The organism is Effusibacillus lacus (assembly GCF_002335525.1).
GTDB classification, from domain to species: domain Bacteria; phylum Bacillota; class Bacilli; order Tumebacillales; family Effusibacillaceae; genus Effusibacillus; species Effusibacillus lacus.
Genome location: NZ_BDUF01000057.1, coordinates 66,914 through 89,790 on the forward strand (window position 1 = coordinate 66,914; position 22,877 = coordinate 89,790).

General features: G+C 49.5%; 27 protein-coding genes. 11 read left to right on the forward strand and 16 right to left on the reverse strand.

Translation table 11 applies throughout. The features are described 5' to 3' along the window. From EFBL_RS21270 to EFBL_RS10850, 5 genes are all read right to left on the reverse strand, one after another. Positions 1–227, reverse strand: a 227-nt coding sequence (locus EFBL_RS21270; protein WP_275539557.1) for a flavoprotein, incomplete at its 3' end; no start/stop codon positions are given. A 70-nt stretch (positions 228–297) separates the two neighbouring features. Beyond that, positions 298–504, reverse strand: coding sequence for a DNA-directed RNA polymerase subunit omega (gene rpoZ, locus EFBL_RS10835; protein ID WP_096182152.1), 207 nt, complete (start codon positions 502–504; stop codon positions 298–300). Beyond that, complete coding sequence (gene gmk / locus EFBL_RS10840) at positions 485–1,120, reverse strand: guanylate kinase (RefSeq protein ID WP_172899687.1); 636 nt, start codon at positions 1,118–1,120, stop codon at positions 485–487. Before gmk ends, rpoZ begins: the two co-directional genes overlap by 20 nt. A gap of 10 nt (positions 1,121–1,130) precedes the next feature. Beyond that, the gene (gene remA, locus EFBL_RS10845; protein ID WP_096182154.1) at positions 1,131–1,397 is read right to left on the reverse strand and encodes an extracellular matrix/biofilm regulator RemA; all 267 of its coding nucleotides are present in this window, start codon (positions 1,395–1,397) and stop codon (positions 1,131–1,133) included. Between the two features lie 51 nt (positions 1,398–1,448). Beyond that, entirely contained in the window at positions 1,449–2,330 is an 882-nt protein-coding gene (locus tag EFBL_RS10850; protein WP_165912443.1) for a YicC/YloC family endoribonuclease, read from the reverse strand. Between the two features lie 126 nt (positions 2,331–2,456). Between EFBL_RS10850 and EFBL_RS10855 the strand changes: the two genes are divergently transcribed. After that, the gene (locus EFBL_RS10855) at positions 2,457–2,741 is read left to right on the forward strand and encodes a HesB/YadR/YfhF family protein (RefSeq protein WP_096182156.1); all 285 of its coding nucleotides are present in this window, start codon (positions 2,457–2,459) and stop codon (positions 2,739–2,741) included. A 524-nt stretch (positions 2,742–3,265) separates the two neighbouring features. Here EFBL_RS10855 and EFBL_RS10865 read toward each other — a convergent pair. The 3 genes from EFBL_RS10865 to EFBL_RS10875 form a co-directional block, all read right to left on the reverse strand. Next, on the reverse strand, positions 3,266–5,995 hold the full coding sequence (locus EFBL_RS10865) for a calcium-transporting P-type ATPase, PMR1-type (RefSeq protein ID WP_096182158.1): 2,730 nt from the start codon (positions 5,993–5,995) through the stop codon (positions 3,266–3,268). A 121-nt stretch (positions 5,996–6,116) separates the two neighbouring features. Beyond that, positions 6,117–7,361 carry an aminopeptidase gene (locus EFBL_RS10870; RefSeq protein ID WP_096182159.1) on the reverse strand — a complete coding sequence of 415 codons (1,245 nt, stop codon included), beginning with the start codon at positions 7,359–7,361 and terminating at the stop codon, positions 6,117–6,119. Between the two features lie 76 nt (positions 7,362–7,437). Next, entirely contained in the window at positions 7,438–7,779 is a 342-nt protein-coding gene (locus tag EFBL_RS10875) for a hypothetical protein (protein ID WP_096182160.1), read from the reverse strand. 793 nt (positions 7,780–8,572) lie between these two features. On the opposite strand from EFBL_RS10875, the gene brfA reads away from it, so the two are divergent. Next, positions 8,573–8,761: a ribosome rescue factor BrfA gene (brfA, locus tag EFBL_RS10880; protein WP_096182161.1), complete on the forward strand. Its 189-nt coding sequence runs from the start codon at positions 8,573–8,575 to the stop codon at positions 8,759–8,761. A gap of 77 nt (positions 8,762–8,838) precedes the next feature. After that, complete coding sequence (locus EFBL_RS10885; RefSeq protein WP_096182162.1) at positions 8,839–10,614, forward strand: Rqc2 family fibronectin-binding protein; 1,776 nt, start codon at positions 8,839–8,841, stop codon at positions 10,612–10,614. 339 nt (positions 10,615–10,953) lie between these two features. Here EFBL_RS10885 and EFBL_RS10895 read toward each other — a convergent pair whose 3' ends face one another. Continuing rightward, positions 10,954–11,187, reverse strand: coding sequence for a hypothetical protein (locus tag EFBL_RS10895; protein ID WP_096182164.1), 234 nt, complete (start codon positions 11,185–11,187; stop codon positions 10,954–10,956). Between the two features lie 169 nt (positions 11,188–11,356). Between EFBL_RS10895 and EFBL_RS10900 the strand changes: the two genes are divergently transcribed. From EFBL_RS10900 to EFBL_RS10925, 6 genes are all read left to right on the forward strand, one after another. After that, positions 11,357–12,385 (forward strand): ABC transporter ATP-binding protein, encoded by a 1,029-nt coding sequence (locus EFBL_RS10900; RefSeq protein WP_096182165.1) that lies wholly within the window; start codon positions 11,357–11,359, stop codon positions 12,383–12,385. Then, positions 12,363–13,163, forward strand: a complete 801-nt coding sequence (locus EFBL_RS10905; RefSeq protein WP_096182166.1) for an ABC transporter permease — start codon at positions 12,363–12,365, stop codon at positions 13,161–13,163. Before EFBL_RS10900 ends, EFBL_RS10905 begins: the two co-directional genes overlap by 23 nt. A gap of 4 nt (positions 13,164–13,167) precedes the next feature. Then, positions 13,168–13,971, forward strand: coding sequence for an ABC transporter permease (locus EFBL_RS10910; protein ID WP_096182167.1), 804 nt, complete (start codon positions 13,168–13,170; stop codon positions 13,969–13,971). 236 nt (positions 13,972–14,207) lie between these two features. Continuing rightward, on the forward strand, positions 14,208–14,510 hold the full coding sequence (locus EFBL_RS10915; protein WP_096182168.1) for a hypothetical protein: 303 nt from the start codon (positions 14,208–14,210) through the stop codon (positions 14,508–14,510). Positions 14,511–14,518: 8 nt separating this feature from the next. Continuing rightward, a complete protein-coding gene (locus tag EFBL_RS10920) occupies positions 14,519–15,022 on the forward strand; it encodes a hypothetical protein (protein WP_096182169.1) in 504 nt (167 codons plus the stop codon). 19 nt (positions 15,023–15,041) lie between these two features. Beyond that, positions 15,042–15,392, forward strand: a complete 351-nt coding sequence (locus tag EFBL_RS10925) for a hypothetical protein (protein WP_096182170.1) — start codon at positions 15,042–15,044, stop codon at positions 15,390–15,392. A gap of 396 nt (positions 15,393–15,788) precedes the next feature. Here EFBL_RS10925 and EFBL_RS10930 read toward each other — a convergent pair whose 3' ends face one another. Genes EFBL_RS10930 through EFBL_RS10940 form a run of 3 tightly spaced genes read right to left on the reverse strand, consistent with a single transcriptional unit; the run spans position 15,789 to position 17,858 of the window. Continuing rightward, positions 15,789–16,208 carry a chromate resistance protein ChrB domain-containing protein gene (locus EFBL_RS10930; protein ID WP_096182171.1) on the reverse strand — a complete coding sequence of 140 codons (420 nt, stop codon included), beginning with the start codon at positions 16,206–16,208 and terminating at the stop codon, positions 15,789–15,791. Beyond that, positions 16,205–16,639 (reverse strand): Chromate resistance protein ChrB, encoded by a 435-nt coding sequence (locus EFBL_RS10935; RefSeq protein WP_096182172.1) that lies wholly within the window; start codon positions 16,637–16,639, stop codon positions 16,205–16,207. Before EFBL_RS10935 ends, EFBL_RS10930 begins: the two co-directional genes overlap by 4 nt. A gap of 19 nt (positions 16,640–16,658) precedes the next feature. After that, positions 16,659–17,858 carry a chromate transporter gene (locus EFBL_RS10940; RefSeq protein WP_096182173.1) on the reverse strand — a complete coding sequence of 400 codons (1,200 nt, stop codon included), beginning with the start codon at positions 17,856–17,858 and terminating at the stop codon, positions 16,659–16,661. Between the two features lie 257 nt (positions 17,859–18,115). Here EFBL_RS10940 and EFBL_RS10945 point away from each other — a divergent pair, with 257 nt between their 5' ends. Both EFBL_RS10945 and EFBL_RS10950 read left to right on the forward strand, forming a co-directional pair. Further along, positions 18,116–18,685, forward strand: a complete 570-nt coding sequence (locus EFBL_RS10945) for a DUF4158 domain-containing protein (RefSeq protein ID WP_096182174.1) — start codon at positions 18,116–18,118, stop codon at positions 18,683–18,685. A 472-nt stretch (positions 18,686–19,157) separates the two neighbouring features. Continuing rightward, on the forward strand, positions 19,158–19,415 hold the full coding sequence (locus EFBL_RS10950) for a hypothetical protein (RefSeq protein ID WP_216640720.1): 258 nt from the start codon (positions 19,158–19,160) through the stop codon (positions 19,413–19,415). A gap of 434 nt (positions 19,416–19,849) precedes the next feature. Here EFBL_RS10950 and EFBL_RS20310 read toward each other — a convergent pair whose 3' ends face one another. From EFBL_RS20310 to EFBL_RS20555, 4 genes are all read right to left on the reverse strand, one after another. Further along, on the reverse strand, positions 19,850–20,158 hold the full coding sequence (locus tag EFBL_RS20310; RefSeq protein ID WP_131927637.1) for a hypothetical protein: 309 nt from the start codon (positions 20,156–20,158) through the stop codon (positions 19,850–19,852). A 117-nt stretch (positions 20,159–20,275) separates the two neighbouring features. Then, on the reverse strand, positions 20,276–21,727 hold the full coding sequence (locus EFBL_RS10955; RefSeq protein ID WP_096182176.1) for a sensor histidine kinase: 1,452 nt from the start codon (positions 21,725–21,727) through the stop codon (positions 20,276–20,278). Then, positions 21,724–22,413 carry a response regulator gene (locus tag EFBL_RS10960; RefSeq protein WP_096182177.1) on the reverse strand — a complete coding sequence of 230 codons (690 nt, stop codon included), beginning with the start codon at positions 22,411–22,413 and terminating at the stop codon, positions 21,724–21,726. The genes EFBL_RS10955 and EFBL_RS10960 overlap by 4 nt, the downstream gene beginning before the upstream one ends. 231 nt (positions 22,414–22,644) lie before the next feature. Continuing rightward, the coding region (locus tag EFBL_RS20555; protein ID WP_216640721.1) for a hypothetical protein at positions 22,645–22,877 on the reverse strand (233 nt) is incomplete at its 5' end.

Genomic DNA, 22,877 nt, shown 5'->3' on the forward strand with positions numbered 1-22,877 from the left:
AGCGCAATATGGCTTATTTCTGCCGGATCCGGTTCTGTGAATATGTCTGTGACAACCGGCTTCTTCACCAGACTCTGAAAGGTCAGCGGAGTCACAAATTTCATTGCCGATTCGGTCATGATCACATGGACTTCCGCACCCTCTTTGACGAGTGCGGAGCAAAGCCCGGCCGCTTTGTAGGCAGCGATTCCGCCCGATACCCCCACCAGGATCACTTTGTCCTTCACGCCGTTCACTCCTTCCGGTCAGTCTCATCAAAACAAAACAAAGAAACAACCCGGTCAGGTTGTTTCCACTTTATTTGATCCCTTCTTTGGTTCGGACGTATCTGACCTTGTCTTGAAAAATCTCATTCAAAGCAACCGTCACATGCTTGTTGGTATGGACATGTACCCGGCGTTCGGCGCCTTCCTGCAATTGACGGGCCCGCTTTGCAGCCGCCACCACCAGAAAATATTTGCTGTCCGCCTTTTCCATCAAAGCATCAATCGAAGGATACAGCATTCTTTTGTCCCTCCTGAATCAACTTGTTGTAATATTCCCGGTTCCTCTTGACGGAACACAGTTCGGCCGTGATGATGGACCTTATCCGGTCAACCGCTTTTTCCACTTCATCATTCACGACGACATAATCGTATTCGTTGATATATTTCATCTCCCCGGCGGCTGCTCCAAACCGGAGATTGAACGATTCTTCCGTTTCGGTGCCCCTTCCGAGGATTCGCTTCTTCAATTCTTCAAGCGACGGAGGGATCAGGAAGATGAACACTCCGTTCGGATATTTCTTCTTGACCTGCATGGCGCCCTGCATTTCGATCTCAAGCAGAACGTTCTTGCCCATTGCAATTTGTTCTTCCACATAGTGAAGCGGTGTGCCGTAATAGTTTCCGTATACCTCCGCCCACTCCAACAGTTCGTCCTGTTCCATCATCCGTTTGAATTCTTCTCTGGTTTTGAAGAAGTAGTTGACCCCTTCCACTTCTCCTTCGCGCGGCTGTCGCGTAGTGCACGAAATAGAATACCCCATGTCCGGCATAACCGGAGCCAACGCTTTGCACACAGTCCCTTTGCCTGCACCGGATGGACCGGACAAAACGACCAGCAGCCCTTTCTGAACCATGGAAATACCCCTATTCTTCGTCGTCTTGTGTGTTGTCTTTGGCTACCAGGCGGTGGGCAACCGTCTCCGGCTGAACGGCAGACAGTATGATATGGTCACTGTCCGTGATAATGACCGCGCGTGTTCTTCTTCCGTATGTAGCGTCAATCAGCATTCCGCGATCCCGTGCTTCCTGGATAATACGCTTGATGGGTGCCGACTCAGGCGACACGATGGAGATGATTCGGTTTGCTGACACGATATTGCCAAACCCGATGTTGATCAATTTGATGCTCACTGGATTTCCTCCTTATTTCTAACAACATTTTGCACGATTCATCGATCTGCACTACTCAACATTCTGCACCTGTTCCCGGATCTGCTCCAGCAGACTCTTGGCTTCCACGACCAGTCGGGAAAGCACCAGATCGTTGGCTTTGGAACCTATGGTATTCACCTCGCGGTTCATTTCCTGCACCAGGAAATCCAGTTTCCTGCCGACTGGGTCCGCCAATGTCAGGGTGGCTTGGAACTGGCCGATGTGGCTTTTCAGCCGCACCAACTCTTCATCAATGTTGGCACGTTCTGCAAACAGCGCAACTTCCGTCAGGAAACGGGACTCGTCTATTTCAATTTGCCCGTCAATCCATTCCTGCAATCGTTTCTTAAGACGTTCCCTGTAATCTTCTATAACTTGAGGCGCACGTTCCGTTACCTGATCCGCCAGGTCAGAAAGCTTGGCAAGGCGGTTCAAGAAGTAGGTCGACAACTGCTCCCCCTCTCGGGTTCTCATAGCAAGCAGATTTCCAACACCTTCCGAAACCGCATCGGCAAGCACACGCTCGACCAGTTCGGGGTCAGTGTCCGCTTCCCGAATTGTCACAACTCCCTCTGTTTGAAGAAGTTGTGCGATTGTCAGATCCGATTCAACTCCCAATTCTTGCGCCAGTTTGTCAGCGGTTGCCTTCAATTCGACAGCCAGTTCCTGATTCACCGCAATGGCCGGCACGTTTCCGGATAACCGCTCAAGTGTTATGTATACTTCAATCCGTCCCCGACGGATCTTGTCGGCTATCAGTTTCTTAACCAGTTCCTCAAACGCCAGTAGATCCCGGGACATGCGGACATTGATCTCCGCATACCGGTGGTTAACAGCCTTCAGCTCCGCCACCGCCCGGTATCCTTCCGCAACGGATTCTCCACGACCGTATCCGGTCATGCTTCTGATCAATGGGTATCCCTTCTTTCCGTTCATCCTATTTTACTGTAAATCGGTGCTTTTAGACAAGTTTTACTCATGTTTTCTTACAATATCTCTGTTGGACGGGGTACAATGTTGATCAGGAGGTGCCCTTATATGAATATATCAATTACCAAGGGAGCCGTCGATTGGTTCAAGCAGGAAATGGATGCACAACCGGGGGATTCTATAAGATTCTTTGCCCGCTACGGCGGGTGCAGCACCGTACAAAGCGGTTTTTCTCTAGGCGTGGCCAAAGATACCCCGCACGCTGTCGGGATCAGTACCGTGGTAGACGGCATGACCTTCTACATGGAGGACGACCTTTGGGATTTGAATGTTCAGGACCTGGTGGTCGATTTTGATGAGGCATCGGGAGAACTGCGGTTTTCTTTTGAATAATCGGGGCTTCCGCCGGGACTGATTTGCAAAGGACTCTCACCAGTACAATTGGTGATAAGCTCCTTAGACTATTGATAAGTTCTTTTCCGGTTTTGATCACAAACCGGTATAGTTGATGGACAGCCCCGTACAAATTTTTCTATGAATCAAATAACGGACTTTCATGCCTTTATTCGCTCAGTTTCTTTTTGGAAATTCATTATAACGGATTCGTAAGCTCTTATTGTTCTTTGACTGCCCTGTTTTGCCTATATTTGCACTGTACCTTCAAAAAAAGATACCTCTTAATCCGCTATATGAAAAATATACCAGAAAAACCGGGAAATAAGGTTCCCATAAACCGTTATTTGTGAAAAGAGGGGACGACAAGTACCATTTGTGCCAAAACGGCTTTTTCCTTATTCCAACAAAGTACTGCAGTAATTCCATCAAAGTACCGTAGTAATAAAGATGTTTTGTCTTCGATATGAAAAGAGCACCTTCCCTGACAAGGAAAGATGCTCTTTTTCTTCCTTTCTGAAACATTACCTGTTGTAAGCAACACGGGAACGCTTCACCATGCGGTTGGCCGTGCGTCGCGCAGCCAGCGAGAAGGTCGGGATTCCTGACGCCACCATAACAATCACCCAGTCCCAAATGTTGAGCGGAACGGTCTTGAAGACCGGCTGCATGGCCTCGATGTAAATCACCCCGACCAGGAGCAGCGCGGACACAATGACCGAAAGGATCAACCAGGGATTCTCGAAGATATTGCGGGAGAAGATCCCGCCTTCCACGCTCCGGCAGTCAAACACCTGAATTAACTGCGCCATGACCAATGTTGCGAAGGCCATAGTCTGAGCTTTAATCAGATGGCTCGGGTCTTCCGAGTAGGCCAGCCAGAAGACAGCCAAAGTGCAAACCCCGATCAACACACCGCGCGTTACGATTTTCCAACCGACGCCCCGTGCAAAGATGCTTTCCTTCACATTGCGTGGGCGCTTCTGCATGATATTCCTCTCTGCCGGATCCACCCCGAGAGCAATGGCCGGGAGACCGTCTGTCACCAGATTGACCCACAAAATCTGGATGGGCAGCAACGGTAACGGAAGACCTGCCAGCATGGCCAGGAACATGACGAGAATTTCCCCCACGTTGGATGCCAGAAGATAGCGGACAAACTTGCGGATGTTATCATAGATGCCGCGTCCTTCCTCGATGGCTGCCACAATGGTGGCAAAATTGTCATCCGCCAGAACCAGTGCGGACGCTTCTTTCGCCACGTCCGTGCCGCTGCGTCCCATGGAGATTCCGATATCGGCCGTTTTGATCGCCGGGGCGTCGTTTACACCGTCGCCGGTCATTGCCACCACATGGCCGTTTTTTTGGAGAGCTTTGACAATCCGGAGCTTATGCTCCGGAGACACACGGGCATACACATAGATGTCTTCCACCCGTTCTGTCAGTTCCCGGTCCGACATGGCTTCCAACTGCTTTCCGTTGATCACCTGACCCCCAGTGGGAAGAATACCGATCTGGCGTGCAATGGCCTCGGCTGTCACCTGATGGTCGCCGGTGATCATGACTGTCTTGATTCCTGCCCGTTTGCATTTGGCAATGGCCGAATACACTTCGGGGCGCGGTGGATCGATCATGCCCAGCAGTCCAAGGAACACCAGGCCTTTTTCAGGGTCTGCCACACTTATCTGTTTCGGGTCCGTAATGGGCCGATAGGCAATTCCAAGGTTTCGCAGAGCGCCAGCCGCCATGGACTCATTTGCCTGCATGACGGCTTTCCGCAAGGAAGCGCTCATTGGAACGGCCTTTCCGTCAATCAGCATGTGGCTGCACCGGTCAAGCAGGACATCCGGCGCTCCCTTTGTCAGGAGCTGCATCTGGCCAGCCTGGTTTCGTGTCAGAACCGACATCATTTTTCGATTGGAATCAAAGGGAAGTTCATCCAGACGTTCTTCGATCCGGGCCATCTGTTCGGGTGTGCAGCCTGCTTTCGCCGCCAGCACCAACAAGGCTCCTTCGGTGGGATCCCCATAAACGGTCCAACGCGCCTCCTGCCTGGGATCCCCGGTTTCATTCACCAGTTCGGCATTATTGCATAACACCGCAATTTCAAGCAAACGCTTCAGGTCTGCACGTTTGCCGGGGTCGACTTTTTTGCCGGAGAGTTGGAATTCCCCTTCCGGTTCAAATCCGTTGCCCGTAATATCGTAATATTGCCCGTTCACCCACACCTGCTGCACAGTCATCATGTTCTGGGTCAGTGTCCCGGTTTTGTCGGAGCAGATCACGGTGGCGCACCCCAGTGTCTCGACTGAGGGAAGTTTTCGCACAATCGCGCGGCGTTTGATCATTCGCTGCACGCCCAGGGCCAGCGCAATGGTCACAATGGCAGGCAGCCCCTCCGGTATGGCGGCCACCGCCAGGGATACCCCGGCCAGGAACATCTCATAAATGCCATGACCGTGCAGAATCCCGGTAACAACCACCACAACCGTGATGGCAAGGGCCACATAGACAAGAATTTTGCCCAACTGTTCCAATCGCCGCTGCAGCGGGGTCTCCGTGTCTTCGGCCGTTTGGATCAGATCGGCAATCAAGCCCATCTCCGTATCCATTCCGGTTGCCACCACAACCCCGATCCCCTTGCCACGGGTCACCATCGTTCCCATGTAGGCCATATTGCGGCGATCCCCAAGACCCGCATGCGGATCATCCACTACTTCGCTGGTCTTGGCAACCGGCAGTGACTCCCCGGTGAGAGAGGATTCTTCAATCTCAAGTGACTGGCACTTGAGCAATCTCAGGTCTGCCGGGACCCGGTCTCCACTCTCCAAATAAACGATGTCGCCAGGCACAAGGTCGGAAGCGGGAATTGTCGCTTTCTTCCCGTCACGCACCGTGTGGGCGGTCGGGGCAGCCAGTTGTTTCAGTGAAGCCAGGGATCTCTCCGCACGGACTTCCTGCAGGAATCCCAGAATCCCATTCACAAAGATAATGGCAATAATTGTAATGGCATCCGTATATTCGCCAAGCAGCCCTGATATCAGAGTTGCGGCCATCAGGACAAGAACCATAAAGTCCCTGAATTGGTTGAGAAACAGAGACAGGAGGGAGACTTGTTCCCCTTCGGACAAACGGTTTTCTCCGTACCGCAGCCGTCGCTGTTCCGCTTCTTTCCATGTAAGGCCGTTCGCAGTCGTCTCCAACAGCTGGAAACTTTCCGGAACGCCCAGCGTATGCCAGTTGGTCTTTTGCACCGAGCGCCACCCCTTCGCCGTATCGTTTGTCCCTAGTCATGTCTATGCTTGACCTACTGGGAAAATGACCTGTCCAGCGCGGAGCGGCTTGTCCTTATTCGAACACCCAGATGGCAACTTTCTACCTCAACGTCCCAATCGCCCAATCCCCGTTTCTGAAGATCGGCTCCCGCTTCCCGTCTTTCGTAACCCCGTCAATGTTCATATCCGGAGAGCCAATCATGAAGTCTACATGAACCAGACTGGAGTTTGCACCCCGGCTCGTAAGTACTTCTTTCGACATCTCCGTCCCGCCTTGCAAGTTAAACGGATAGGCTTCCCCCAGCGCCAGATGGCTTGCTGCATTCTCGTCGTACAAAGTGTTGAAAAAAATCAAATTGGTCAACGAGATGGGAGAATGGTACGGAACAAGGGCAACCTCCCCCAACCGCTTGGCTCCTTCATCCATCTCCAGCAAATGTTCCAGTGTTTCATAGCCGGTTTCCGCATTGAAATCAACGACTTTTCCATCCTTAAAGGTGAGTGAGAACTGGTCGATGATTTTCCCTCCGTAATTGAGCGGCTTGGTACTTCGGACAATCCCGTTTACACCATCTTTATGGGGCATGGTGAACACTTCTTCGGTCGGGATGTTGGGATTGAACCGGATGCCTTTCTCACTGACGGTGGAACCGCCCTGCCAATAATGGTTTTCCGGCAGCTCGATCGTCAGGTTTGTGCCAGTTGCTTCAAAGATAAGACTCTTGTATTGTTTCTTGTTCAAATAGTCTTTCGTTTGCGCCAACCGGACGTTATGTTCCCGCCATGCCTGGACAGGGTCTTCCTGATCGACCCGGGTGACATAGAAGATGGTGTCCCAGAGTTTTGCTGCGGCCTCTTCTTGCAAGAGATCGGGAAAAATTTTCTGTGCCCACTCGGAGGTTGGGACGGCAATAATGGACCAAGGGGTTTTGTCCGCCATCAGGTAACTCCTATACTTATGAAGAGCGGCTGCGCTTGTCTTGCTGGCTGTTGCAACTCTCTTCGGGTCAACATCTTTAAGCAGATCCGGGTTCGGGGCGTAGATCGACAGGAAAGCAGCCCCGTGCAGCGTCATCTCTTCATATCCTTGCGCTTTCCACATCGGGAACTCGTTGAACGCTTCATCAGGGGCGAGTTGATACTTGATTTTCGTCAACTCATCGTCCGACCATTCTACGTGAACGTTCTTGGCCCCGGCTTCGTATGCTTTCTTTGCGATCTTGCGAACGAGTTCCAAAGAAGGAAGCGGCGCGTTAATGACCAGGGTCTGCCCTTCTTGGATATTGACTCCTGTTTTGACAATGAGTTCAGCATATTTCTCCAGATTCTGTTCCAATGAATTCATCGGTTACCTCCCAAAATATGTATTTCCTCGCCATAATACAGAAACCCCGTCACTCTGACGCAACGGGGATGTAAGTTTAACGAACTTTCAATCTTGCGATTTCATAATCGTGGTCATAGATCTTCGTTTTCATGTAGTCAAACTGATCATACAAACGATCAATTTTTTCTGTTAAACGCCTATCAACCGAATCAACCTTGGCCTCTAAGGACTCAACCTTATACTCAAGAGATGACAATCGGTTTTCAACAGCAGAGAGTCTGTCGCCGAGAATTCTGCCCATGTCGTCAACTTTGTCGCTCAATACGTTAAACTTGTTGTCCAATACGTTGAACTTGCTGTCCAAATCGTTGATCTTGTTGTCCATTTCCTCGAGCTTGTCACTTAACTTGGCAATTGCTTTCAAAACTTCTTCCACAAATACCTCTCCAATCCGGTTAAATGTGGTGCCTGGACACAAACGTTTGTTCTGGTTTCATTATAGCATACTTGCTTTTCGAGGGAAAGTAATTCGTTATATAACGATCAAATCATCCTCGGCTGAGGAGATAGCGGCACCCGGTGCCGCTACTCATCCCGGCTGTCGAGATAACGGCACCCAGTGCCGCTAATCATCCCCGGCTATCGGGATAACGATACCCAGTGCCGCTAAACACCCTCGGCTGTGGAGATAACGGCACCCAGTGCCGCTAATCATCCCCGGCTGTGGAGATAACGGCACCTAGTGCCGCTAATCATCCCCGGCTGTGGAGATAACGGCACCCAGTGCCGCTAATCATCCTCGGCTATCGGGATAACGGCACCCAGTGCCGCTAATCATCCCCGGCTGTGGAGATAACGGCACCCAGTGCCGCTAATCATCCCCGATGGGAAAATAACGGGCCACAGACCCTCTATTTCGTGCCGATAGGCTACTGTTTTCCGAATAAGGGATTCCAAGGTTCTTATTAGATCACATTTATGCTCCCCGATAGTACCTACCCCTCAAATAGGTACCCGAAAATCTCCTATTCTTGAAATCCTAATTTCAAAGCAGCAAATTAGTGCTTGAAAATCACCTATTTCAAGAGTTGCGAGGCTATTTCGAGTCTGTTAACATAATCAAAAAGGATCGACTCCATCTAGCTCCGGCTCCTATAAAGAGTCCTACCACCACTTGAAAAGAGGACCTTTTATCCGGCCCATTACCATCATATTGAGAGGTGTTCACCTTGTCAAAGTCAAAAGCAAAACGGTCCCGCTTGAAAAAAGTTCGGGAAGGCAGCCTCGATCCAACATTGCATCGCAATGTCTGGAATCGGAAGCCTCAAACACAGATTGTCAACAACCGGAAAGCTGAAGAGCGCCGATCCTTCTGCAGAAAGAAGCATGAGGATGGCGCTCTTTATTTTGCTATGTAATTCCATTACCAGGTTCTGTTTGACGAACCCCCAACCTCCCCGTATACTTTGGGAGAGACTGAAGGAGGTGCGGAACCATGGCGCTGGATGGAATTGTGCTGAGGGCTTTGACCCACGAACTGAACCAAACCATAGTCGGCGGCCGTGTGGACAAAATCTACCAGCCGCTGCCTCGCGACCTTCTGCTGATTGTACGGAACCAGGGCCGAAATTACCGGCTGCTCATCTCCGCAAACCCGGCTTTCCCCCGCATATACCTGACAGAACGGTACAAAGGACAGAACCCGGCCGAACCGCCGATGTTCTGCATGCTGCTTCGAAAGCACTTTGAAGGCGGGCGGATCACCGGCATTCAACAGGTTGACAACGAGCGAATCCTGCGAATTCAAGTGGAGAACCGGGACGAACTCGGTGATGTGACGGAGAAACAACTGGTGGTCGAAATCATGGGCCGCCATTCGAACATGATCCTGATCGACCCCGAGACACAACGAATCCTCGACGGAATCGTTCATGTCAACTTCGGGACAAGCCGCCACCGGGAAGTCCTCCCGGGCCGCCAATACGTGGCACCGCCGGAACAGGACAAAATCTCCCCCTTCCAGGAGACCAAGTCCGGCTTTCTTGCAAAACGTAAGGAGAACCCCAGCCCCTTTGAGAAATTCCTGGTCAACACATACAGCGGCGTATCTCCGTTGATTGGGCGTGAACTTGCTTATCGGGTGGAACAGAACGATCTGGCCGACCACGCTGAACGGACGGAACCCGAAACGGCCAATGGCAGTGCCCCGGCACCCCACAAAGAGTGGCAAATCTTTGAACACTTTATCGAACCGCTGAAACAGCGCAAATACACACCGACTCTGGTCCTTGATCAAAGCGATAAGCCCAAAGCGTTCTCGGCAATCCCACTGGCCCATGTCCCGGGAATCGTACAGCAATGGGGCAGCATCTCCGCTTGCATGGAGCAATTCTACGAGGAGAAATCCTGGCGGGACACCCTGCGCCAGAAAGCGGGCGACATCGAACGGATTCTGGAGACAGAGCTGGAGAAAGATCGGAACAAGATCGCCAAGTTTAAAGAAAACATTGAGGAATCCAGCGAAGCGGACAAGTATAGGATTTGGGGAGAGTTGCTTACCGCCAGCTTGCACCAATTGGAGAAGGGGCAGACGGAAGCGCGGGTGATCAATTTTTACGAAGAGGACATGCCCGAGATTGCAATTCCGCTCGATCCCCAGCTGTCTCCCCAGGAGAACGCCCAAGCCTACTTCAAGAAATACAACAAGGTGAAAAAATCGGTCCCCATCCTTGAGGAACAGATCCGGCAAACAGAAGACCGGATCGTCTACCTGGAAAGCGTGCTGCAGATGATTTCAACGGCAGATCTTTCGGATCTGGAGGAGATCCGGGAGGAACTGGAACAGGAAGGCATTCTCAAGCCGACCAAGAAACCGGGCGGACACAGGAAAAAACAGGCCGCCATCCAACCGGAACGGTTTCGCTCCAGCGATGGCATCGACATCTTCGTGGGCAAAAACAACAAACAGAACGACTATCTCACGATGAAGCTGGCCCATTCTGCCGATACCTGGCTTCACACGAAAGACATTCCGGGCTCCCACGTGGTCATCAGATCGAAGGAAGTACCCGAAACCACCCTGCTGGAAGCGGCCCAACTGGCGGCCTACTTCTCGAAAGCCCGGGAGTCAAGTCATGTTCCCGTAGACTATACCCTCATCAAACATGTATGGAAGCCAAACGGTGCCAAGCCGGGCATGGTGCTGTATGAAGCGCAGAAAACCCTTTATGTGACTCCCGACCGATCCATCCTGGAACGGTTGAAATCTTAGGCATCCCGACAATTGCCTAACCCTGCCGATTTTGGCAAACACTAGGTGAAAACCGGCAGGGAGGGATTAGGATAAAAACGAATGGAAGAAGACCAGACAAGTTCATACGAACCGGCCAACGCTTTCAAATCCGGAGAAAAGCACTGGAGCAGCTGGGTCGGAAACAGATGGAGGAAATGGGCGAGGAACTGGCCCACCGGCTGGGCGTTCCCAACCGGCATGACCAAGCGGGACTTCCCCAGAACCCGAAAACGGTCGCTGACCTGTTTTCCGGAATACCCGAGTGAACAGGTTGATGGGATGCCCGGCACCGAGAGATGCCGGGCTGGCCCGTATGGGTTAGTGTTTCCGTCGGGCAACAATGGCGAACCCGTCGTGATGCCCACCCTTCGGATAATGGTCGAATCCTTCCCGATCCAGCAGTTCCGTCAACGCGTCCGCCTGGATGGAGTCGGATGCTTCCATTACAATGGCAAGCTCTTCGTTTCGGTCAATCTCCGGCAGAATGCGAGCCAACCGCTTGACATCATGCCCGGTGATCGTGCCTCCCACATGAACGTACAAGTCTCCCATCGCATGCCCTCCTTACCGGGATTCCCATACGGGTCATTCCGATTGTTCCCCACACCTCTCCGGTTCATCCCAATTATACCCATCCCGGTAATGTGTTCCCAAACACGTACAAAATCCCGTTGACTATGATAGAATCGTTCTGACAGAAAGCTTTGAAGGTGGTGAATCCATGCCAATCATCAAGGTGTCCCAATTACGTAAAGAATTCAAACGGCTGATTCCGAAAAAAGGCCCCTTTGCCTCCATCCGGAACCTGTGGAATACCGAGTATTCCGTTCACACAGCCGTAAACAATATCAGTTTTCAGGTCGACAAAGGGGAGCTGGTGGGCTACATCGGTCCCAACGGGGCCGGCAAGTCCACATCCATCAAGATGCTGACGGGGATTCTCGTCCCCACAGCGGGTGAAGTCCGGGTAGCAGGGCTTGTACCGCATGCCCAACGGAAAGAACATGCCCAAAACATAGGGGTTGTGTTCGGCCAGAAGACGCAGCTCTGGTGGGACATTCCGGCCATCGAAAGCTTCCGGGTGCTCAAGACCATGTACCGGATCCCCAATGAAACCTATAAGCGGAACCTGGATCTGTTCCGGGAACTGCTGGATCTGCACGAATTTGAGAATACGCCTGTCCGGCAGTTGTCCCTGGGGCAGCGGATGCGGGCCGACCTGGCAGCGGCGCTGCTGCATGACCCGGAGATTCTCTTCCTGGACGAACCCACCATCGGCGTTGATGTTCTGGCAAAAGAAAAACTCCGCACCTTTATCCGGGAGATCAATCGGGAGCGGAAAGTCACGGTGCTGCTCACCACCCATGACATGACCGACATCGAAAAGCTCTGCCAGCGGGTCATGATCATCGATGACGGCCAGATTCTCTATGACGGTTCCATAGACAAGTTGAAAAATAGTTTCGGCAGCCAGCGCACCCTGGTGATTGAATTGGAGGACGAGTTTGATCCCGTGGGCCTGGATCTGCCTTACGCCAGCCTTGTGCGGCAGGAAGGGAGCCGCATCTGGCTGTCTTTTGACAAAGAGCAAATCTCTGCCTCCCAGCTCATGCTGGAATTGGCACGCACGCACCGGATTCGGGATCTGACGGTGGAAGAACCGGAAATCGAATCGGTCGTCCGCCAAATCTACGAAGCGGGACTGGAACGGAAGAAGGAGGCGCAGCATGCAGCTCTTCTGGATGTTTAGCCGACAGGGGTTTCTCAATTTGTCCGCTTACCGGCTCAACTTCTGGTCGGAGATGTTTGCCCTGTTCGTTCAGGTCTTTGTTGTTATGACCCTCTGGCGTGTCCTGTACGGGCAAGCGCCGCACATCTTTGGGTCCGTCACACTGGAAGCCATGATTACCTACGCGGTGATGGGGATGATCCTCGACCGGATTCTGACAACCGAGATCGGACCGCACCAGTACCTTGCCAATCAGATCAAGACCGGGATGATCACCAACGACCTGCTGCGTCCGGTGGATTTCCCTTCTCACATGCTGCTTCGCTTCTCGGGCGAAACCATGGCGCGCATCGTGTTTTACGTAATTCCGCCAACCGTTGCCGCCTACCTGCTGTTTGATCTGACGGAACCAGGCAGCATCGGTCAGTTTGGCTGGTTTTTGCTGAGTCTTGTTTTTTCCTGGCTGATCCTGTTCTTCTGCAACTTCCTGTTTGGTTTTATTTCTTTCAAAACCATGGACCTGGTCGGGTTCTTCTTTGTCTACTGGGCCATGTTCCGATTCTTGTCTGGGCAGTTGATCCCCCTCTGGCTGTATCCGGAATGGATGCAGAAGATCATTCTGTGGCTTCCGTTTCAAGCCATTTTCTACACGCCGCTTTCCATCTATGTCGGGAAGCTTGGCGGTGATGCCGTGTGGCAGGCAGTGCTTCAGCAAGCCGTTTGGAGTGTCGTTCTCTATGCCATCGTAAGGCTTTTATGGACAAAAGTTCACCGGCAGCTTGTGGTACAGGGGGGATAATCAAATGCATGCATTTCGCGTTTATCTGACCATGATCCGGGCTTCCATCCTGTCCCGCTTGCAGTACCGGGCCGATTTTTTGATGGGGATTCTGGGCGTATTCGTACTTAACGGAGCTACTCTGGGGACAACATGGGTTCTGCTGCAGCGGTTTGAAAACTTGAACGGGTGGACCTTCTGGGAGATCGTGTTCCTGTATAACCTGTGGCTGCTCGGCCATAGTTTCCGGGCGATTTTTTTCCGGCAGATTACGTTCCTGGATGATTATATCGTGCAGGGCACCTTTGACGGGTTCCTGACGCGCCCCGCCTCCCCGCTGCTCCAGTTCCTGGGGCGGGAAGTGCATTACATGGGGGTCGGAGACCTGATCCTGTCTTCCACGATGTTGACGCTTGCTTATCAGAACCTGGGTCTGGACTGGTCTCCCGCCGTGTGGGGGTGGTTTGCGCTGATTGTACCGGCTTCCACTGCAGTTGAGGTCTCCCTGATTCTGATGATGTCGGCCATCGCTTTTAAAACATCCCGCTCCCGGGCGATTGTAAACGCGGCCACCCAGTTCAGCTTCAATCTGGTGCAGCAATACCCGCTGGATATGTTTAACCGGGGCGTGAAAGCAATCGTGACGTTCATCCTGCCCTTTGCCTTCATGAACTACTACCCAAGCCTGCTGCTGCTGGGCAAATGGGACAAGGCGGGGGATTCCCCGATTCTGGCCTACTCTTCGCCCCTTGTGGCCGTAATCCTCAGCCTGTTGGCGCTATGGATGTGGCGCTGGGGAATCCGGCAGTATCAGAGCACGGGGTCTTAGGGGAAGTTCGGGAACTTCCTTGTTAGTTACCATCGGCTTGCTGTATGGACGGCGTTTACGAATCCGAAGAAAGACGAAACCCCGGCTTGGTCCGGGTTTCGCTTGAAGGCATAAGACCTACTTCTAACGAATTAATTAATAGCTTAATTGGAACTTGCTGTTTATTAAAAAGTATGCGTATAATCAACTTACAAAATAAGGACAAGTCTCCAAGTTATTGAGTGGGGGGGATTTATGTGTCTCATAATTATAGAATTGTCTATCACAACAAAGATAGTGACAAATATTTAAGAGTTTTTGCAAATTTGTCTTTTGTTCAACATACCCCTCAATCAGAGATCGTAATAGATTTTTACGAAGAATACATCGAACCTTTTATGGTGACAGAAAAGATTTATTACGAAGAAACGGAACAAACCGAGTATAATCGACCAAGTGATAGAGTGGATATTCACCGAGAACGAAAATGCACGGTTACGATGTCAAAAGAACAAGCCGTAAACATGGCTAAGTGGATATTAGCGAATTACGGGGAGTAGGTGAAAAAATGACAACATCTAAAGAGCAGATAATAAAAACCCAACCTATAGGCCCCAATCCAAAAGATTGGGTTAAGGCAGCAATAAATTTAAACGCACAGGTGGTTGGAGTTAGGAGAGATGGTCATTTGGATGTTGTAGAAGTAGCTGCTACCAAAGAATTTAGTATGGATTCAATAGAATATGTACATACTGGATCACGTATACCTGATAAAAAAAGAGTATCCGTGGGCGGTGATGTTCGGGTGAAAGTCTGGAATAACAATCAAGCTCGCATTGTTAAAAGACTGCGGGATGATGATAAGGTGGTTTCTATGTACCACTATCATTCTGGTGGCAAGGACTACTTTGTTGTTGTAACAAATGATGACGAACCCGAGACTACGTTTTATTTTGCTGATATTTACTGGGATCTTTTTGAAGAAAATCCGAATTACTCCTTTGAAATTCGTCCACTTTTCGTTGATTATTTTTCTCCTAGCAGATTACCTGAAGGGGCGGTTGAATGTTAGAGTAGGGGGCACAAAGGGGATGGCTACTGCAAGCGATCATTTCGACCAATATAAGCGAAACCGCGCTCTTCTTGGTAACCTAGCTACTTTATCACCTCCCCCGTGGGATTGGATGGTAACTATCACATTTTATGCTGCGGTTCATTTAGTCGAATACATAATTGTTTCGAAGTTAAACAAATCGTCTGAAAATCACGACCAGAGGAAAAAATATATTGCAATGGTATCTGAACTTAAACCGATAGGTAAGATATATATGCGTTTAGAATTTATAAGTCATCAATCACGTTATCAGTGCATACCTTTTAACGAAAAAAGTTACAAACAATGTTTGAAGCAATTAGAGGATATTGAAAATAAACTTATCTAACCGTATTTAATAACCACAACCAAATTGGGGGCTTTTTTCATTTGATCCGCCTCCTTGAAAGTTGGACTTCACTACTTCTTATACCATATAAGGCATTGCCTCTTGGGGTAGTACCAGCGTCGATGACACCAACCGCAAACGCATGGTAATTATTGTAAATCAAGTACCGCCAACAAATTCGTACGCTTTCCAATGTCTTCAATAAAGAAAGTGGATTTTTCCTACGTACAGGAGAACCGGCAATCGGGGGATTATTCAACGTCTAAACAACAAAAAAGGAAATAGCCGAAGCCATTCCCTTAAACCATTTTCATTGAAATATTCGCGTTATTCTCCTTTGATCCGATCAACATTAGCGTTCTTTCGGGTTACCCAACGCATTTTAGTGCCCCCTTATTAAATAGGCTCTTTGGCAAGTTGCGCGTAAAGAGCCTCGTATATGATGCTGCCCCGTTCAAGCACCGTATGGTCGTCGGGGCAAGTCGAACGAATCCCTCGGCAAATCAGGTCAAGTCCCGGCGCCGCAGGCTCTAAGGCGATATCCTGGACTGTGTCCGCCTCGTCGACAATCCGGGCAATTCGATGAAGAATCGGGTCTTTCAAGTCAAACTCCCGAAGCATCGTGTGAAACGTGCAATGCCCTCGCCTGTGCGTAAAACGAACTCCCGGAATGTCGAACGGTTCCGCCCCTTCGGGCAGGGGCTTCTGCCCCGTCGGAACGAACAAAAACTCGGCTTCCGGGTCGATATACTGTTTAATCAACCATGCGCATGCCATTCGGTCAACCCCAACGTTTTCCCACGTAACCCACTTCACGATTCAATCCCTCCTTTTTCGGATAGTAACGCCTCCCGAACTTTTTTATCTAGATCCGATTGGAAATAATTTTGTGTTCGAACCTGCTGATACCGTTTCGAAAGCGATGTGAGGTCCGCGTCCTCTCTCTCGAGTTCACCCAAGATTTCGGCGTAAACCTTATCGACCTGCTCGATAAACTGTTTTTTCAGCGCCTCTTCCTGCCCCGTCAACACAAACCGGGATTCCGTTAAATAAGCCTCCCCGCCCATTTCCGCGATCTCCGCCGCCAACCATTGAAACTGTTCCAAGGTTCGGGGCGTCGATGGCAGGATCCAAACCGCGTCGTGCAGCAAAATCGCGCCGAGTCGTTTGAGTTTCCGCCAGACATACACCCGTTTCGACGTCGGCTCGGGCGGGAGTTTGTAGAAAAGCGACATCCAAGTCTGCAAGGGAACCCCTCCCCGCTTTTTAATGGGTAATTGGATAGACGATTAGACCTATGATTGACGCCGCCAGAACGATTATGGGTTCCGAAACTTTTTTACTCTTCCAAAGCAGCAACAGTGTTGCCAAAGCGAACGATACGGTTGGGACATCCACAAGAGACCGTTTGCCAAGCACAATCACAGCTCCCGTTATCGCTCCCGTAGCAGCCGCTGTCACGCCCGTTACGAAAGCGTTGATTCCTGGACGTTTTCCGTACTTTTTAAAGAAAGGCGCAGGAATAATGGTTAGCAAATAAGCCGGCAGGAACGTCGCGAGCGCCGCGATACTCGCTCCCGGGAATCCAGCCACCAGATACCCGATAAATCCGGTCGTTATCACGACCGGTCCCGGTGTGATCATTGCGACCGCCACCGCGTCGAGGAACTGATGGTCCGTCAACCACTGGTATTCTTTGACCACTCCGGAGAAAAGGAAGGGAACGATTGCGAGACCACTTCCAAAAACGAAAGCTCCCGCTTTTGTGAAGAAAGTGAAGATGTTCCAAAGAGTTCCCGAGTCCGTTGCTTGAACAGCACCCAACGCGTTTTTCGCGGGTTCGGCAAGACCGATAAATCCCATGTTTCTCCATTTTAAACCTTTGGGCGGAGCCTTTACCAGCCAATATAAGATTCCGGCTGCCAAAAACATGATCACTTCCTCTGTTTCGGTAACAACCGTATAAACAGCTACCACCAAAAAAATTGCCCAAAGCAGCCAATCCTTGCCGATCGTTTTCGATGTGAGTTTGTACGCGCTAAAAGCGATAATCCCGATGACGCTCGCCCCGACAGCGTAGAACACGGCTTGCATCCAAGTCAAACCGCCAAATGCGGCGTAAGCCCATCCTAAAGCCACGACCATTAAGAATGAAGGTAGAACGAATGCAATCCCCACGAGAGTAGCCCCAAGAACGCTGTAATGAACGTATCCGAGATAAAATCCCAATTGTGCCGCTAAAGGACCCGGAGCAAGCTGGGATAAAGCAAGACCGTCTTTGTAATCGGATTCGGATATCCAGCGACGCTTTTCCACGAGATCCCGAAACATGTAACCCACGAGAGCAACAGGTCCCCCGAACCCAATGGTTCCAAGCTTTAAAAAGTAAAGAACAAGTTGCCAAAGAGAATACGTTGCATCTTGAAGCTGTACAGCGGTATCAGACTTTTTAATTGGTTCACTCATAATAGTTCCTCCTCTATCGACGACATAAAATGTAACAATAGTTACATTTTATATTTGACCCAAAGTGAACGCAATACAAATCTGAGTTCTCAACTTCCAATATCGTTAAACAAAAGTGGTACCTAATATAAAGTTCCGACAAAATTTTTGTAAATGGAACTTCGATGTATTTGGATGCTATATGGTAATAAATAGTAGCTTCAACTACTATGTTCCGATTCTCACCATTTTAGGAACTTTATTTTGAAGGGGATCTTATGAAACGAAATTGGGAACTGGACGAACTGATTGAACATTTTACAATACTACCAAACGAAATGAAGCTAATCGAAAACAAAACAGGTGAAACTAAGATCGGCTTTGCGGTACTACTTAAGTTTTTCCAGTATGAAGCGAGGTTTCCAACACAAAAATATGAAGTTCCAAAAGCTGTGATTGCTTATATCGCTAAACAGCTCTTCCAAGATCCCTCATTATACGCTCAATACGATTGGACCGGTCGTTCCATTACATATCACCGCACACAGATTCGGGAATATTTCGGATTCCGAGAGGACACCATCCAGGACGCTCAGGACATGATCGATTGGCTTTGCAAGAACGTCCTTTATCACGATCACGAATTCGAACACCTTCAAGAAACTGTTTACCGACGATTCCGGGAATTGAAGATTGTACCACCTTCACAGGATCGAATCGAACGGCTGATTCGTTCCGCTATCCATTCCTATGAAGAACAGTTTTTTCAATCCACATTTCAAAAATTGCTTGAGTCGTCTTTGACAAAATTGGACTCTAGTGGACAGCATTACATATCTGGATGCTGAGCAAGACGAACCAACTGGTGAAGATTACGGCCAGCTTTCTTTTCATGAACTAAAAGCAGATCCTGGTCGCCCGGGGTTGGAGAGCGTCTTGAAAGAAGTTAACAAGCTTGCGAACCATTCGCAACTTGGAGCTTCCGGATGATTTGTTTAAGGATATTCCTCATAAGGTGTTGAAAAAGTAACGGCAGCGTGTTTCCACCGAGGATTTGCGAGAACTGCGTCGACATCCCGATCCGATTCGTTACACTTTGTTATTATCCTTCTTTTGGCTCCAGAGCCTAGAGATAACAGATAATCTTATCGAACTGCTGATTCAAATTATTCATCGAATTAACGTACGTGCCGAACGCAAAGTCGAAAAAGAAATTTTGAACGATTTACGGAGGGTCAGCAATAAGTATGCATTTTGTTTAACCTAGCCCAAGCAGCAATTGACAACCCAGAGGGAGTGGTCCAGGAAGTAATCTATCCTGTGGTCAATGAGCAAACCCTGAAGGACTTGGTTAAGGAATTCAAACACACCGATCCGGCGTATCGCGAAAAAATTCATACAATCATTCGAACTTCCTATGGTAGTCATTATCGCCGGATGGTTCCCGAAATTTTAAGCATCCTCGATTTTCGCTCCAATAACGAGGTTCACCGTCCGGTGATCGATGCGCTCGAGTTAATCATAAGATACGCCAACACGGGCCTTCATTACTTCCCAGTGACAGAACAATATGGGTAGTTGGCGCTAACCAGTATCGAAATCCGGATGAGGATCTTCCGGTTGACTTTGAAGAACACCAGGAAGAGAACTATAAGGCGTTAAACCATCCCCTAGATGCAGAAACTTTTATCTCTAAACTAAAACAAGCCATGAAAGAAGGTTTGGAACGTCTTAATGCTGGCCTTCCCCAAAATCCAAAGGTGCGCATTACAGACAAAGGCAATGGATGGATCACGGTTTCTCCACTTGATCCGCAAGCTGAGCCGACGAACTTGGTTCGAGTCAAAGCGGAAAAGGTTGCAAATAATCAAAGATTTTCCTTTTTCCAAATAAATACAAAAAAGAGGCGCCGTAAGGCACCTCCCTGTTCATATCCTACTCCTCCCACTTCAAAGCGCCGGTCGCCAGGGGTTCCTGAATTTGTCCGCCTACCGATTGGAAGCGATGATTACCTAAGGTTTTTTGGTACCCCCCTCGCTGGAGGAGCCGCTTCCTCCAATCGAGGGAGAGCTGTCGGATGAAGAACTGCTTCCCCCAGTCTTAGTGGAACTGCCAGACGAAGAGCCGCTGCCTCCAGTCGTAGTAGAACTGTCAGATGAAGAACCGCTGCCTCCTCCAGTTGTCGAACCGCTGTTAGTACCGTCCATTTTTTGTTGTTGTCCACCGGTAGTATCCTTGGAACCCGTTCCTCCGTCCGAGCAGCCTGCCAGGACTCCCATCGCCAGGATGGCTGAGAGGGCCAATATTGCCTTTTTGTTCATAGGTGATACTCCCCTTTCGCAACAATTTTGATGTTTGGCTACGTCTTTACTGTACATGGCCAAAGTTTCCTTTCTGTTAGCGAAATGAGAGCCATTTGTTGTCTGTTTGTTAAAAAATTATGATCCCAATCCCGATTGCGAACTTTCGATGGATGGCAGCCAAACGGAAAACTCCGTTCCTTTTCCTAACTCACTGCTTACGATGATTTTTCCATCATGCAAGCCGACCAATTCCCTGACGATGGAAAGCCCTAACCCGCTTCCCGTATTCGTTCTGGAACGGACGCGATCGCCTTTAAAGAAACGTTCCCAAATACGGCCTATGTCCTCTTCGGCAATTCCAATCCCTGTGTCAGATACTTTCAGGTGAATATACCCGTTTTCTTTAACAGCCGAAATCCTTATTTTTCCGTTCTCAGTAAATTTAACAGCATTCTTGACCAAGTTTTTTACGATTTGGGTTGCTCGATGCTTGTCCGCATGTGCTTTCGGCAGGTCATTCGCAACCTCTACCGTGATCGACGTATTTTTCCCTTCCGCTTCCTGCCGGAAGGCAAATGCCACCTTATGCAAGATCTCGCCGATATCAACCGGGGTCTTAAACAAAGTAACCTCCCCGTTTTCCAGCTTGACCAGATCCATCAGATCATCGACTAAACGGCTCATATGCAGTGTCTCCTGATACATGACCAGGTAGTATTTTTGTCTGGCTTCTTCCTCTACCAGACCGTCCTGCAGCGCTTCCAGAAATCCTTGCATGGCGGTCAGCGGCGTCCTCAGTTCGTGGGATACATTCGCCAGAAAGTCGCTTCTGACCGATTCGGCCTTCAGTCGATCCAACTCCACTTGCTCGAGTTTTTCTGCCAATTTGTTTATGGTTTGGGCAAGGTCTCCAATCTCGTCCGTACTTTCCACATGAACCCGTTGACTGTAGTTGCCGCTTCCTATCTCCATTGCTGTCTTGTCAATTTTTCGCAAAGGACGCGCGATCGACCAGGAAAGATAGGATACCATGGCGGTGGAAATCAGAATCCCGATCAAAGTAGCCCACAAAACGGTCTCCCTCAGGTACCCCAGGGTTCGATCGATGCCTTCGATTGGGGCATGCAGCACAATCCCGCCATAAACCTGATCTTTTTTTCCCCAGGGAACCACCACCGATAACATGGGTTTCGTAAGTCCCTTAAACTCCAACTCGTTGATGACTTCATTCCCCTGCAGCACCTTGTCAACAATTGAAGAAGCGACTGATTTCCCGATAAATACTTCGTCTTTTAAAGAAGTGGCCGTAATTTTCCCTTCCCGGTCAAACACCCAGATGCGAGCATCAAATGACTGATCAAGAAATGCCAAAATATCCAATTCTTTTTCGGTAATTGCAGGCACTTCCTGAATGGCCAAATTCACGTTTTTCGCTTTTCGGAGCAGTTCCCGCTGGGCGGTTTCATAGATATGTTCTTTATTGAAAAATGACACAAAGAACCCTACAACTCCCACACCCAGAAGAACCGTAATCAGATAACTGAACAGAAGCCGCCGAAAAAGGCTCTTGGTCAACCAGCCAATCATGGTTGTGCCTCAAACTTGTAGCCGACACCCCAGACCGTCTGAACAGGATCGTAATCCAGGTTGGAGAGCCTTTGCCTGATCTTTTTGATATGGACGTCCACTGTTCTTATATCGCCGAAAAAAGAGTACCCCCAAATTTGTTCCAACAACTGCTCCCTTGTAAATACACTGCCGGGGGATTTTGCCATTTGAACCAGCAGATCAAATTCCTTCGGACGAAATGAAATTATTTCCCCTTTTACCGTAACTTCGCGTCGGGTCCTGTCAATCTTGAGATCTTTGAAGGACAAACAGGTACTGGTTTCTTCGACCTCCCTCGGATGCAGTCGTCTAAAAATGGCTTTCATACGGGCAACAAGCTCTCTTGGGCTGAACGGTTTCGTCATATAATCATCGGCGCCCAGTTCCAACCCCAAGACTCTGTCAAATTCCTCTTCCTTGGCGGTCAACATGATAATGGGAACGTCCGATTCCTTGCGTATTTCTTTGCAAACTTCAAATCCATCCATTCCCGGCATCATGACATCCAGGATTACAACGTGGGGAGAATCATTTCTGGCTATTTCCAATGCAGCATATCCATTGTCCGCTTCCAGAAGCTCAATCTGTTGTTTGTTGAAGTACAATCGAATAATTTCCCTTACATTCCTATCGTCATCCGCTAACAATACTTTGGTATGAAGCATAAGGTCCCTCCTTGAAACCAACATGGGAGTCGTTTCTTAAGAGTACTCCTATGCTAGCACATTCTGATCCCGCAGACCTTTTCGGAAGTACCGATTACAACGGAAAAAATGTGCTTTCGTCCGTATAATTTCGGAATCCTCCTCCGAAGGCAGTTTTTCTGGCAATTTGGGAAATAAAAGAACCCGCACTAAGATGCGGGTTCTTTAAGAGGGGAGAAACGGGTGAAACTCTTATTTCAATAGGCTTACGAAAGATTGAAAGCCGGAAACCAGCTGCTGATAATATCCGATTAACTTATCGAACACAGAGTAGTCGGTCTTTCCATCTTCATGCGCATCTTGCTCGCTGCCAGCCGGCGCTTCGGTTCCTTCTTCTGCGGTTCCTTCTTCTGCGGTTCCTTCTTCTGCGGTTCCTTCTTCTGCGGTTCCTTCTTCTGCGGTTCCTTCTTCTGCGGTTCCTTCTG

Coding starts and splice junctions, on each gene's coding strand:
- rpoZ (WP_096182152.1), bottom strand. CDS start 504: ATGCTGTATCCTTCGATTGATGCTTTGATGGAAAAGGCGGACAGCAAA.
- gmk (WP_172899687.1), bottom strand. CDS start 1,120: ATGGTTCAGAAAGGGCTGCTGGTCGTTTTGTCCGGTCCATCCGGTGCA.
- EFBL_RS10855 (WP_096182156.1), top strand. CDS start 2,457: ATGAATATATCAATTACCAAGGGAGCCGTCGATTGGTTCAAGCAGGAA.
- EFBL_RS10870 (WP_096182159.1), bottom strand. CDS start 7,361: ATGAATTCATTGGAACAGAATCTGGAGAAATATGCTGAACTCATTGTC.
- EFBL_RS10885 (WP_096182162.1), top strand. CDS start 8,839: ATGGCGCTGGATGGAATTGTGCTGAGGGCTTTGACCCACGAACTGAAC.
- EFBL_RS10895 (WP_096182164.1), bottom strand. CDS start 11,187: ATGGGAGACTTGTACGTTCATGTGGGAGGCACGATCACCGGGCATGAT.
- EFBL_RS10900 (WP_096182165.1), top strand. CDS start 11,357: ATGCCAATCATCAAGGTGTCCCAATTACGTAAAGAATTCAAACGGCTG.
- EFBL_RS10905 (WP_096182166.1), top strand. CDS start 12,363: ATGCAGCTCTTCTGGATGTTTAGCCGACAGGGGTTTCTCAATTTGTCC.
- EFBL_RS10910 (WP_096182167.1), top strand. CDS start 13,168: ATGCATGCATTTCGCGTTTATCTGACCATGATCCGGGCTTCCATCCTG.
- EFBL_RS10920 (WP_096182169.1), top strand. CDS start 14,519: ATGACAACATCTAAAGAGCAGATAATAAAAACCCAACCTATAGGCCCC.
- EFBL_RS10925 (WP_096182170.1), top strand. CDS start 15,042: ATGGCTACTGCAAGCGATCATTTCGACCAATATAAGCGAAACCGCGCT.
- EFBL_RS10940 (WP_096182173.1), bottom strand. CDS start 17,858: ATGAGTGAACCAATTAAAAAGTCTGATACCGCTGTACAGCTTCAAGAT.
- EFBL_RS10945 (WP_096182174.1), top strand. CDS start 18,116: ATGAAACGAAATTGGGAACTGGACGAACTGATTGAACATTTTACAATA.
- EFBL_RS20310 (WP_131927637.1), bottom strand. CDS start 20,158: ATGAACAAAAAGGCAATATTGGCCCTCTCAGCCATCCTGGCGATGGGA.
- EFBL_RS10955 (WP_096182176.1), bottom strand. CDS start 21,727: ATGATTGGCTGGTTGACCAAGAGCCTTTTTCGGCGGCTTCTGTTCAGT.
- EFBL_RS10960 (WP_096182177.1), bottom strand. CDS start 22,413: ATGCTTCATACCAAAGTATTGTTAGCGGATGACGATAGGAATGTAAGG.